This window comes from Mesorhizobium sp. M8A.F.Ca.ET.161.01.1.1 (assembly GCF_004792105.1).
GTDB lineage: Bacteria > Pseudomonadota > Alphaproteobacteria > Rhizobiales > Rhizobiaceae > Mesorhizobium.
Genome location: NZ_SRTD01000003.1, coordinates 332648 through 344799, shown reverse-complemented (window position 1 = coordinate 344799; position 12152 = coordinate 332648). Strand labels below are relative to the sequence as shown.

13 protein-coding genes are annotated in these 12152 nt (G+C 63.4%); 7 read left to right on the top strand and 6 right to left on the bottom strand.

What is annotated here, in order from left to right:
* Positions 1-201 precede the first annotated feature (201 nt).
* From EN804_RS10275 to EN804_RS10255, 5 genes are all read left to right on the top strand, one after another.
* Positions 202-1329, top strand: a complete 1128-nt coding sequence (locus EN804_RS10275; protein WP_135866273.1) for a sugar ABC transporter substrate-binding protein — start codon at positions 202-204, stop codon at positions 1327-1329.
* A gap of 78 nt (positions 1330-1407) precedes the next feature.
* On the top strand, positions 1408-2955 hold the full coding sequence (locus EN804_RS10270; protein ID WP_135919308.1) for a sugar ABC transporter ATP-binding protein: 1548 nt from the start codon (positions 1408-1410) through the stop codon (positions 2953-2955).
* Positions 2952-3932, top strand: a complete 981-nt coding sequence (locus tag EN804_RS10265) for an ABC transporter permease (RefSeq protein ID WP_127280764.1) — start codon at positions 2952-2954, stop codon at positions 3930-3932. Before EN804_RS10270 ends, EN804_RS10265 begins: the two co-directional genes overlap by 4 nt.
* On the top strand, positions 3929-4915 hold the full coding sequence (locus EN804_RS10260; protein WP_127873182.1) for an ABC transporter permease: 987 nt from the start codon (positions 3929-3931) through the stop codon (positions 4913-4915). The genes EN804_RS10265 and EN804_RS10260 overlap by 4 nt, the downstream gene beginning before the upstream one ends.
* A 2-nt stretch (positions 4916-4917) precedes the next feature.
* Complete coding sequence (locus tag EN804_RS10255; protein ID WP_127280762.1) at positions 4918-5466, top strand: gluconokinase; 549 nt, start codon at positions 4918-4920, stop codon at positions 5464-5466.
* On the opposite strand, the gene EN804_RS10250 is transcribed toward EN804_RS10255, so the two are convergent.
* From EN804_RS10250 to EN804_RS10240, 3 genes are all read right to left on the bottom strand, one after another.
* Complete coding sequence (locus EN804_RS10250) at positions 5461-6612, bottom strand: hypothetical protein (protein WP_135919307.1); 1152 nt, start codon at positions 6610-6612, stop codon at positions 5461-5463. The genes EN804_RS10255 and EN804_RS10250 overlap by 6 nt on opposite strands.
* Before the next feature lie 10 nt (positions 6613-6622).
* Positions 6623-7072, bottom strand: coding sequence for an Rrf2 family transcriptional regulator (locus EN804_RS10245; RefSeq protein WP_023769580.1), 450 nt, complete (start codon positions 7070-7072; stop codon positions 6623-6625).
* A gap of 251 nt (positions 7073-7323) precedes the next feature.
* A complete protein-coding gene (locus EN804_RS10240) occupies positions 7324-8307 on the bottom strand; it encodes a sulfate ABC transporter substrate-binding protein (protein WP_127280601.1) in 984 nt (327 codons plus the stop codon).
* A gap of 236 nt (positions 8308-8543) precedes the next feature.
* On the opposite strand from EN804_RS10240, the gene EN804_RS10235 reads away from it, so the two are divergent.
* Positions 8544-8825, top strand: a complete 282-nt coding sequence (locus EN804_RS10235) for a DUF1778 domain-containing protein (protein WP_135916677.1) — start codon at positions 8544-8546, stop codon at positions 8823-8825.
* On the top strand, positions 8825-9301 hold the full coding sequence (locus EN804_RS10230) for a GNAT family N-acetyltransferase (protein ID WP_135919441.1): 477 nt from the start codon (positions 8825-8827) through the stop codon (positions 9299-9301). The genes EN804_RS10235 and EN804_RS10230 overlap by 1 nt, the downstream gene beginning before the upstream one ends.
* A gap of 53 nt (positions 9302-9354) precedes the next feature.
* Here EN804_RS10230 and EN804_RS10225 read toward each other — a convergent pair whose 3' ends face one another.
* From EN804_RS10225 to cysT, 3 genes are read right to left on the bottom strand one after another with little or no spacing between them, the layout of a single operon-like run.
* Positions 9355-10395: a sulfate/molybdate ABC transporter ATP-binding protein gene (locus EN804_RS10225; protein WP_127280599.1), complete on the bottom strand. Its 1041-nt coding sequence runs from the start codon at positions 10393-10395 to the stop codon at positions 9355-9357.
* A 12-nt stretch (positions 10396-10407) separates the two neighbouring features.
* Positions 10408-11292, bottom strand: coding sequence for a sulfate ABC transporter permease subunit CysW (cysW, locus tag EN804_RS10220; protein WP_135919306.1), 885 nt, complete (start codon positions 11290-11292; stop codon positions 10408-10410).
* Complete coding sequence (gene cysT / locus EN804_RS10215; protein WP_127278933.1) at positions 11285-12136, bottom strand: sulfate ABC transporter permease subunit CysT; 852 nt, start codon at positions 12134-12136, stop codon at positions 11285-11287. Before cysT ends, cysW begins: the two co-directional genes overlap by 8 nt.
* Positions 12137-12152 lie beyond the last annotated feature (16 nt).

Below are 12152 nucleotides of genomic sequence, written 5' to 3'. Positions count from 1 at the left end.
TATACATAAGCGACAGAATTTTCCTTGTTTATTATTGATAATATGATACTTTCGTTGCAGCTTAAGGAAGCAACGAGGAGGGAGAGGTCGGTGCTGGCCACCTGACGTGCGTGGCCGGCCAGGGCGGGAGGTGCTGGGGCGAACACGTCATTCTACTGCAGCTAAACAAACAAGTCAGAACTGCAACTGGGAGGAATATCGATGATCAAGTCACTCGTTGGTGGCATCGTTGCCGCCACTGCATTCGTCATGTTGAGCTCAGCGGCGATGGCCGGAGGCCCGGAAATCGTCAAGGGACCGGCAGCCGAGCCGGACTGCTTTGCCCCATGGGCAGCCGATACGCAATTCTTCAAGTTTCCCAAGAAGGCCGGACCATACCGCATTGCGTTGGCCAACGGCTACATCGCCAACACCTGGCGCATCCAGATGGTGCAGACCGCCAAGGCGTATGCGGCACAGCCGGATGTCGCCAAAAAGCTGAAGGAATTCAAGGTTGTGTCGACCGGCGAGGACGTCCCGGCGCAGATCTCCGCGATCAACAATTTCATCGATTCCGGCTTTGACGCGATCGTCGTCAACGCGCAGAACCCGACCGCATTCGGACCAGTCATCAAGCGTGCGAAGGAGGCCGGTGTCGTGCTGGTCGCCTTCGACAACATCCTCGACACCAAGGATGCCATCAACGTCAACGTCGACCAGAAGGGCCTTGGCGCGTTGTGGGGCAAGTGGTTGGTCTCGCATGTCCCGAACGGCGGAAAGGTACTCGAAGTGCGCGGCGTCGCCGGCACTTCCGTCGACACGGACCGTCATGCCGGCATCCACGAGGTCCTCGACGGCTCCGGCAAGAAATGGGAAGTCACCGAGGTGGTCGGCAAATGGGACGACGGCGTTGCCCAGAAAGCCACGGCGGACGCGATTGCCACAAACGGACCGTTCGACGGCATCACCGGGCAAGGCGGCGACACCGGCATCGTGCAGGCGATGATGGATGCCAAGCATCCATTCGTTCCGTTCGGCGGCGAGACGGAGAACGGTTTTCGCAAGTTCTGTGCCGCGCATGCCGGCGACGGCTTGAAGTGCTCTTCGGCTGGCACCGGCCCCGCCCAGGTGGCGGTGGCAATCAAGACGGCAATCGCGGCCCTCGAAGGCAATGTCGTGCCGCAATCGGTGAAGCTGCCGCTGGCTATTGTGGAGGATCCGAACTTCAAGGCTGGCCAGGATTTCTTCCCCGACCAGTCCGACAATTTCTTCGTCGGCAACTCCTTCCCAACCTGCGGCATCAATTTCAGCGCCCAGGAAATCATGGGGCAGACCAAGGAAAACCAGTAGGCTCACTGCTATCGCCGGCGCCGCGGGTCAACCCGCGGCGCCAGCCCTGAAATCCCATGATTGCCCCTGGGAGGGTTGATGGACGGTGCGGCTCCACTCTTTCGCATGGAAGGCATTTCCAAGCGCTATGGCGGCGTGCGGGCGCTGGAAAAGGCCGAGCTGACGGTCGAGACCGGCAGCATCCATGCCATCCTCGGTGAAAACGGGGCTGGCAAGTCGACGCTGATCAAGGTCATGGCGGGTGTCGTGGCGCCTGATGAAGGCCGCATGATGCTGGATGGGCGCGAAGTGACCTTCGCTTCGCCCGGTGCGGCGAACAAGGCCGGCATCGTCTGCATCTTCCAGGAATTGTCGCTGATCCCCGAACTCAGCGTTGCCGACAACATCGTCATTTCGGATCCACCCAAACGCTTCGGCATGATCGATCGCAAGGCGCAGCGCCGCATCGCCGAGGACGCGCTGGCGCGGGCGGGCGCCGCCGACATCCATCCGCTGGCGCTGGTTAAGGACCTGCCGCTGTCACGGCGCCAGATGGTGGAGATCGCCAAGGCCTTGGCGCGCAAGCCGCGTATCCTCATCCTCGACGAGGCGACGTCGGCGCTGACTGCCGCCGATGTCTCGAAGATTTTCGGCGTGCTGAAGCGGCTGCGTTCGGAAGGGCTGGCGCTGCTCTACATCTCGCACCGCATGAACGAGATCGCCGAACTCGCCGACCACTGCACGGTGTTCCGCAATGGGCGCAACGTCGCCAGCTACAAGGCCGGCTCGAAGAGCGACAACGAGGTGGTCGAACTGATGATCGGCCGCGAGTACAGCCATATCTTTCCGCCCAAGCCGCCGGCGGCAGCGGCCAACGCCGCCCCCAGGCTCGAGGCGCGCAAATTGTCCTGGGCCGACCGGTTGGACAACATCTCGCTGACCGTCAGGGCAGGAGAGGTCGTCGGCCTCGGGGGGCTCGACGGCCAGGGCCAGCGCGAACTGCTGCTTGCTTTCTTCGGTGTGCTGCGTGGCCTCTCGGGCGAGGTGCTGATCGACGGCAAGCCGGTGACGATTACCAGCCCGGCGGCGGCCCGCGAGGATGGCATCGGCATGGCGCTCATCCCGGAAGACCGCAAGACCGAAGGCCTGATGCTGCCGATGACGGTGCGCGAAAACCTGTCCTTCGCCGCGCTTGACCGGCTGTCGAAAGGGGGCATCATCGACCGCGCCACCGAGCAGCGGCTGATCGACGACATGGTCGGCCTGCTGGCGATCAAGACGGCCGGTCTCGACATCCCGGTCGGCGCGCTGTCGGGCGGCAACCAGCAGAAGGTGGTCATCGCCAAATGGCTGATGCGCCAGCCGCGCATCATCCTGCTCAACGATCCGACGCGCGGCATCGATGTCGGCACCAAGCAGGAAATCTATCAGCTGATGCGCAAGCTGGCGGACGCGGGCGCGGCGATCCTGTTCTATTCGACCGATTATGACGAGTTGATCGGCTGCTGCGACCGCGTGCTGGTGCTCTATGACGGGGCGGTCAAGCGCGAACTGGTCGGCGCCGAGATCACCGAACGGGCGCTGATATCGAGCGCGCTCAACATCCATGGCGAGGAGAGCCCGGTGGGCCTGGGAGCGGAAGCGTGAAAGATTGGCGCTACTGGCTGGCCGAGCAGCGCGGAACGCTGCTGGCGCTCGGCATCTTCATCGTCATGTTCGTCATCTACACCTCCAACCATCCGGCGGGCTTCACCGCCAATGTCGTGCAGACGGCCGCGAACAAGGGCGTGCTGCTTGCCTTCGTCGCCATGGCGCAGACACTGGTCGTCATCACCTCCGGCATCGACCTGTCCGTCGGCATGATCTTCCTGCTCACCAACTGCCTGGCCTCCTGGCTGGTGGTGGGCACGCCGATGCAGACCACGCTCGGCGTCATCGCCGTGCTGGCGGCGGGCCTTCTGTGCGGCGCCATCAACGGCGCCATCGTCATCTATGGGCGGCTGCAGCCGATCGTCGCCACCATCGCCACCGGCGCGGTCTATTACGGAGTGGGCCTCCTGCTGCGCCCATTCCCGGGCGGCTCGGTCAACGAGGACCTGGCCGATGCCATGACAGGACGTTTTTTCGATCTGGTGCCGGCAAGCCTGGTCGTGCTGCTGGCGGTCGTGCTGTTGATCTGGGTGCCGTTCAGCCGTTCGGTACTCGGCCGTGCCGCCTACGCGGCCGGCTCTTCGGAAACGGCTGCCTACATGTCTGGCGTGCCGATCCGTCGCGGCAAGTTTGCCGCCTACACACTGGCCGGCCTGCTGGCCGCGATCGGCGGGCTGTTCCTCACCTTCTTCACCTATACGGGGGAGGCAGCCTATGCCAGCGGCAACGCCTACACGCTGTTTTCGATCGCGGCCGTGGTGCTGGGTGGCGTCTCCTTGTTCGGTGGCAAGGGCAGTGCCATCGGCGCCATCTTCGGCGCGCTGGCCTTCCGCACGATCGGCGATCTTCTGTTCGTCTTCGACTTCGATCCGCTCTGGCAGCCGCTGTTCCAGGGCGTTATCCTGCTGGTCGCCGTCAGCCTCGGCGCCTTCGCCCTGTTTCGGGTCCGCAACCGGCTGGAGTGGTTCCTGTGAGCGAGACGACCTTGGGCGGCATTGCCGGCCGCATGCCGAAATTCATCCGCCGCGCCGATCCGGCGGTGCTGACGGCCTTTGCCTGCATCGTGGTGCTGCTGTTGGTGGGCAGCCTCTATTCGCGCAGCTTCCTGTCGCCTGAATATCTCTTGCAGCAGCTCAAGGTGGCTTCGTTCCTTGGCGTCATTGCCACCGGCATGATGCTGGTCATCCTGCTCGGCCAGATCGACCTGTCGGTGCCGTGGTCGGTGGCGGCGGGCGCGATGATGGCCTGCGCGGCGGCGGCCTATGGTCCGGCCGGCGTGGCGCTGGCGATCCCGTTCGGCATCTTCTGTGGCGTGCTGATCGGCGTCGTCAACGGCATTGGCGTCGCCTATCTGCGCATCCCCTCGATGATCATCACGCTGGCCACCAACGCCGTCGCGCAAGGGCTGATGGTGGTCTACACCGGGGGATTCTCGCCGCAGGATTCGGCCACTGGCGCCATGCGCTACCTGGCCACCGGCTTCACCATTCCGGGCGTCCCCAACGCGGTCATCATCTGGGCGCTGATCGGGGCCGCGATGGTGTTCGTGCTGACCCGCAGCGGTTTTGGCCGCGCGGTCTATGGCATCGGCAACCGCGAGCGCGCCGCCTATCTCTCCGGCATCGACACAAGACGCGTGGTGATGATCGCCTTTGCCGTCTCCGGCGGGCTCTCCGCCTTTGGCGGCGTGCTGCTGGCGGGTTACGCCTCCAAGGCGGCGCAATCTATGGGGGATGCCTATCTGCTGCCGTCGATCGCGGCCGTCGTGCTCGGTGGCACCTCGATCCTGGGTGGGCGCGGCTCCTATCTCGGCACGGTCGCGGGCGTGATCCTGATCACGCTGCTGCAATCCATCCTGTCGGTCATGCAGATGCCCGAGGCGGGACGGCAGATCATCTATGGCGTCGTCATCGTCGCCATGCTCCTTCTCTACGGCCGCGCGCCGGCGAGCCGCTGACGGTGGACGAAAAGGCAGCGCAGGCGCCGACGGGCGCTTCCGGTTTGGCACCTCCGGCTATCGTGGTGATGGGCGTCGCCGGCTGTGGCAAGTCAGCCTTCGGTCTCGCGCTGGCCGCCGCGCTGGGTGCCGTCTTTATCGAGGGCGACAGGCTGCATCCGCCCGAAAACGTCGCCCGCATGGCGCGGGGCGAGCCGCTCACCGATCAACTGCGCGAGGGCTGGCTCGACGCGATCGGCGAGCAGATCGCGGCGTCGATCGGCAACGGCCAAGGTGTGGTCGCCGCCTGCTCGGCGCTGAAGCGCGGCTATCGCGAGCGGCTGCGCGGCTTTTGCCCCGATATCGTCTTCCTCTATCTGGAGATCGATCCGGCCACCGCGCGGCGGCGCGTCGGCAACCGCAAGGGCCATTTCATGCCGGCAAGCCTGGTCGACAGCCAGTTCGCCATCCTGGAGCCGCCGGGCCAAGACGAGCGGGCATTGACGCTCGACGCGACGCAGCCGGTCGACGAACTCGTCACCCAGGCATTGCGCTCGATGCGCCGCTCATGAGCCTTCTTCTCCGCTGATGCCGATGCCGTCCTGAGCTTCGGTCAACCGCCCATGGCGCGACCAGGACATCATCTGCTCGGGGCACTGCTTCAGCGCCTCCAGCAAGCGGTCGCGTTTCAGCAGGATGTAGTGTGCTTGCAGGGCCATGTTCTTGGCTCCGTCCCTGGTTGTGTTCACTGCCGTGAGCGCCGGTGCTGGCGGCACCAGTTCGGGGCTCAAGACGGCCCGGTATTGCCGGAAGGGCACGTCCTCGAAAGTCGACATGGCAAACAGGGCCGTCTTGCCTCGGGCGGCGAAATTCGCCGGTGCCGAGGCAAGGTGGGTCCAGCCGCTTTCGCCCAGTGCGGTTTCGGTGAAGGTCGAGCCGGCGTGGATGGTGTTGGTCATCAGCACGACGCCGTTCTGCTTCAGCATCTTCTGAATGCGGATGGTGACCTGATAGGCGTCGTCACGGTCGAAGACGATTCGGCTTTTCAGGAACCGGTTCTCGACATGAATCATTGGCGGGTTGAGGAAGCGCTGGCCGAACACCGTCTCGGACACGCCATGCGTGTTGACGCTGACCTGATGCGCTTCGATGCCGGCCTCGTGTATGGCGCGCTTGCCGATCATCGTCTGGGCGGTGAACTGATCGCACCAGAGGATCGCGCCGTGGCCGCGTTGCAAGGCTGCCTGCAAGCCTTCGAGGCCCTCCAGCCGGATCGTCGGCGTCCAACGGCCGGCGACCAGATGCGCGGCAAGTTGCATGCGGCGGCGATGGCGCGCCGTGAGCATTGCCTCGAACAGCTTGCGCGCATCGATGCCGTCGCCGAGCACCGCGCGCGTTGCGGCGGCATAGGCGCGGAAGTCCTTGCGCATATGGCGCTTCAAGCGAAACCTCGACGCCCAATCGCAGATCGGCGACCACCAGCGCACCGGCAGCGCTGCCGCGACCGCGAGGTAGAAGAGGGTAATCAGGCTTTCGCGAAGATCCCTGGTGGAGAAGCGGCGGAGCCTGCCGGGATTGGCCAGCTTGCGGCTGAAGAAGCGCACGTCCTCGGCATATTCGGGAACAAAGACGTCGGCGATGATTTCGGTGCGAAAGCTGGCTGCCGATGGCTGCTTGCGGGCGGCTTTTCGGGATTTCGTAAACCTCGACAGCCTCATCCACCCGGCTCTAGATTTGTGAAGTCAACTCGACCGGGAAATCGTCATTATCGGCATCGCGCATGGCGGCGAGGCTACGGTTGTCCAGCACCTCGGCGATCGCCTGGCGCACTTCCAGCATCATGTGCCGGACCTGGCAGGTCGCCTCGTCGCAATCCTCGCAGCGCTGATACTGCGTGCGGCTGGCGCAAGGTATCGGCGCCAGCGGCCCGTCGAGCACGCGCACGACATGGCCGATCTTGATCTCGGAAGCCGGGCGGGCGAGGCGATAGCCGCCTTCCTTGCCCTTGCGGCTCTGGACGAAGCCGGCGTTGCGCAATTCGCCCAGTATGGCATCGAGGAATTTCTTCGGGATGTTGTTGGCGACGGCGATGTCGTTGACGAAGGCCAGTTGGCCAACCGGAAGATTGGAAAGATGCACGAGGGCCTTGAGGCCGTATTTGCCTTTTTTCGTCAGCATGCCCTGATAACCCGTTGAAGCCCCAACCACCCCGCATCTGGCGGCTGTTTGTGTGCAAATGATGACGGCATTGCTTCCGCACGCCGCCGTTTCGCGAAAACAAAGCCATTGGAACGCATGTTAGGCACAAACGCGTTGATTCTTTGTAACGTTTTGCACGGAGGGCGCCGGATTTGCCTTATCGCCTGCATAAACAAGAAAAGCCGGCCCACGGCCGGCTTTTCTGATCGTTCTAACGGTCCGCGGAGATTTTAGCGGCTGCCATAGGCCTGGTCGAGCAGGCCGCCGGCGGCGAAATGCTCCTTTTGGACCTTGTCCCAACCGCCGAAGACGTCTTCCACCGTCAGCAGGCGCACATCCGGAAAATCGGCCTTGTATTTGGCCGCGACAGCCGCGTCGCGTGCGCGCAAGCCGTTGTCGGCGGCGATGCCCTGGCCCTCGGGCGTATAGAGAAAGTCGAGATAGCTCTTGGCCAGATCGCGCGTGCCGTGCTCGTCGGCGACCTTGTCGACGATCGCTACCGGGAACTCCGCCAGAAGGCTGACCGAAGGCGTGACCTGCTCGAATTTGTCGTCGCCATATTCCTTGCGGATGCCGCGCGTCTCGGATTCGAAGGTGATCAGCACGTCGCCGATCTCGCGCTGCACGAAGGTGGTGGTGGCGGCCCGCCCGCCTGTGTCGAAGATCGGCACGTTGTTGAACAGCTTGGTGATGAACTCCTTCACCTTGGCGTCGTCGCCCTTGAAGGCTTCCTTGGCGTAGGCGGTGGCCGCGAGATAGGTGTAGCGCGCATTGCCCGACGTTTTCGGGTTGGGGAAGATCACCTGCACGTCGTCGCGCACGAGATCGTTCCAGTCCTTGATGTGCTTGGGGTTGCCGGCACGGACGAGAAACGACGGCAGCGAATAGAAGGGCGAGGCATTGTCGGGAAAGTCCTTCTGCCAGTCGGCGGAGACAAGGCCCTTCTTGACCAGGAAGTCGACGTCGGTGACCTGGTTGAAGGTGACGACATCGGCGCCGAGGCCCTCGGCGATGGCGCGCGCCTGCGCCGAAGTGCCGGCATGCGACTGGTCGACGGTGACGCCCGGATGCTCTGATATGAAGGCCTTGTTGACCTGCACGAACAGTTCGCGGCCGACGTCATAGGAGGCGTTCAGCAGCTTGTCGGCCGACCAGGCTTGGGAGGATGCGAGGAGGAGACCGGCGGCGGCAACGCCGAGGAAAAATCGCTTCATGAAAAGGCTCCGGATGTAATGCTCTATTGCCAGACCATAGCCGGGGCGCGAAGGAGCGGCGAGGCATGGATTCAGGACTAGACCAGTGTTGCTAGAAAACTGTTTCCCAAACAGACATATCGTAGTTTTTTCTTTCACCTTTTGAGGTCGGTCCTCTTCAGCCTGTTTCTGATAAAAGCCACAAATAGATACACATTGTGTATGCGCAATGTTATGGTGGCGGAAAGGAGTCTTCCATGACGAAAGCCGCGCCCGAAACCCACGCCAAGCCTGTCAATCTGCGCATCCGAGAGGATATGCGCATACTGATCGACCGCGCCGCGAAAATACGTGGGAAAACCCGCTCCGACTTCATGATCGACGCCGCCTATCGTGCGGCCGAGGACACGCTACTCGACCAGACCCTGATCAAGGTGGATCCGGAGAGTTACCGGCATTATCTCGACATCCTCGATAAACCGCCGAGCGGGGAAGGTTTTGGGCGCCTCATGAACGTGCCCAAGCCATGGCGGGACTGATGCTATCGGCGCCCACGCCCCTGGCAGAAAACCACGATCTCGGCCTTTTCCAAAGCGGAACAGAAAGTCTCGACCAATGGCTTCGCCGCAGGGCACGGGCCAACCAGGTCAGTGGCGCATCGCGTACTTATGTGGTGGCGGAAGGCACACGCGTTGTCGGCTACTACTGCTTGTCTTCGGGCGGGCTTGATCTGGCGGAAGCGCCCGGCATTGTTCGCCGCAACATGCCAGATCCCATTCCGATGGTCGTGCTCGGGCGTCTCGCGGTGGATGGAAGCTGGCAACGGAAGGGGCTGGGCGCGGCGCTTCTGCAAGATGCCGTCCTGCGCGCCAGTCAAGCCGCGACGATCCTCGGTATTCGCGGAATTTTTGTTCATGCCATATCGGATGAAGCGAAAGCCTTTTACGAGCACTACGGCTTTGCGGCCTCCCCGAAAAACCCGATGACCCTGGTGTTGTCGTTGAAGGCCAGGTGAAAGACCGCCACCGACCGGGACATCCCTGGGGCGGATTCACCGTGGTCCGATCGCTATGCAGCCGGGAACAGCTTCCAGCGCCCCGGGCGGAACGCCACGCGGCTCTTCTGCGCTGCCGGATGGTCGACCGGCAGCTCAATCTCGACCCGCTGGCGTTCGCCGCCGATTTCAAGTTCGACGCGCCTTGTGCCGGCGACGCGGCGGCTGGCCGCCACGGTGCCGGCGATGCAGCCGCTGCAGCCGTCCAGCAGTTCGACATCATGCGGACGGAAGTAAAGCATCGCATCGCCCTCGGACGCGTGCGGCGCCGACAATCCGATTGGACGGTCGGCCAGCCAGATCTCGCCATTCTCGACCTTGACCGGAAGGGAGCTCGATTCGCCGATGAAGCCGTAGACGAAGGGCGAATTCGGCGTGTCGTAGATGTCGTCGGCGGTGCCGACCTGCTCGATACGGCCCTGGCTCATCACCACGACACGGTCGGCCAGTTCCAGCGCCTCTTCCTGATCGTGGGTGACGAAGACGGTGGTGTGGCCGGTGGCGTCATGGATTTCCCGCAGCCAGCGGCGCAGTTCCCGGCGCACCTGCGCGTCGAGCGCGCCGAACGGCTCGTCGAGCAGCAGCACCTTGGGTTCGATGGCCATGGCGCGGGCGAGCGCCACGCGCTGGCGCTGGCCGCCCGAAAGCTGCGCGGGATAGCGCTTCTCCAGCCCTGAAAGCTGGACGAGATCGAGAAGCTCGGAAGCACGGCGGCGGATCTCCGCTGCTGGCGGCCGCGACGGTCCGTGCCGCACCTTGAGGCCGAAGCCGATATTGTCAGCCACCGTCATATGACGGAACAGCGCGTAGTGCTGGAAGACGAAGCCGACATTGCGCTCCTGGATCGATTTCTGCGAAGCGTCCTCGTCACCAAAGAAGATTTTCCCGCGTGTCGGCCGCTCCAGCCCGGCGATCAGTCTGAGCAAGGTCGTCTTGCCGGAGCCGGATGGTCCCAGCAACGCAATCAATTCGCCCGACTTGATGTCGAGCGACACGTCGTGAAGCGCCGGAAACCGCTCGAATTCCTTGCGCACGTTGGCAACGCGAACTTCCATACAATGAACCTTCTAATGTCCGCGCGTCGCGGCGAGTTCGGCGCCGTAGCGCATCTCGAGCAGTGTTTTCAAGACCAGTGTGACGAGCGCCAGCCCGGCAAGCAGCGAGGCGACGGCGAAAGCGCCGACGGCGTTGTACTCGTTGTAGAGGATTTCGACATGCAGCGGCATGGTGTTGGTCAGGCCGCGTATGTGGCCCGACACCACCGAAACCGCGCCGAACTCGCCCATGGCGCGCGCATCGCACAAAAGCACGCCGTAGAGCAGGCCCCATTTGACGTTGGGCAAGGTCACAAACCAGAAGGTCTGCCAGCCATTGGCGCCGAGCGAAAGGGCGGCCTCCTCGTCGCCATTGCCCTGTTCCTGCATCAGCGGGATCAGTTCGCGGGCGACGAAGGGGAAGGTGACGAAGACGGTGGCCAGCACAATGCCCGGCACGGCGAACAAGATCTGGATGCCATGTGCCTTCAGCCACTCGCCAAGCAACCCCTGGGCGCCGAACAGAAGCACATAGACCAGACCCGAAATGACGGGCGAGACCGAGAAGGGCAGGTCGATCAGCGTGGTGAGAAACGCCTTGCCCTTGAATTCGAACTTGGCGATCGCCCAGGCGGCGGAGATGCCGAAGACGACATTGAGAGGCACCGAGATCGCCGCGACAAGCAGTGTCAGGTGGATGGCCGAGCGTGCGTCCGGTTCGCCCAGTGCTTGCGTATAGGCGCCGACGCCTTTCGCCAGCGCCTCGTGGAAGACGATGATCAGCGGCAAAAGCAGGAAGATGCCGAGGAATGCGAAAGCGATGGCCATCAGCACGGCCTGCGCCGGGCGGCTTTCGGTCACCGCCGCCGAGCGGCTCTCGTGATACGGTTCGTAGGATTTGATCTCGGGATCAGCCATAGCGCTTGCGGCTCCATGTCTGCACCAGATTGACGACCAGCAGCATGACGAACGACAGCGCCAGCATGATTGCCGCGATCGCGGTCGCCGCTGGGTAATTGTATTCCTCCAGCCGGATAACGATCAGAAGCGGTGCGATCTCGGATTTGTAGGGCAGGTTGCCGGCGATGAAGATGACCGAGCCGTATTCGCCGACGCCGCGCGCGAAGGCGAGCGAGAAGCCGGTGATGATGGCCGGCGCCAGGCCCGGAAAGAGCACGCGGGTGATGATCTGGAAGCGGCTGGCGCCAAGCGTGGCGGCTGCTTCCTCCACCTCCTTGTCGATTTCCTCCATGATCGGCTGCACGGTGCGCACGACGAAGGGCAAGCCGATGAAGACCAGCGCGATGACGATGCCGAGCGGCGTGTAGGCGACCTTGATGCCGAGCGGCATCAGCAATTTGCCGATCCAGCCGTTCGGCGCGTAGAGCGTGGTCAGCGCGATGCCGGCCACCGCCGTCGGCAGCGCGAATGGCAGGTCGACCATGGCATCGACGATGCGGCGGCCGGGAAAGCGGTAACGCACCAGCACCCAGGCGACGAGCGTGCCGAAAACGACATTGACGACAGCCGCGATGAAGGCGGTGCCGAAGCTGATTTCAAGTGCGTTGAGGGTGCGGCGATCGGTGGCGATGGCCCAGAAATCGATCCAGCCGAGAGCGGCCGAACGCCAGATCAGCCCGGATAGCGGTATGAGGATGATGAGGGTGAGGTAGGCAAGCGAGAAGCCGAGCGTCAATCCGAAACCCGGAATGACGCTCGGCTGTCTGAACCGCCACCCCGCCTGCGCGGGTGCTGTGGTCATATCGTCCTGATCTAGG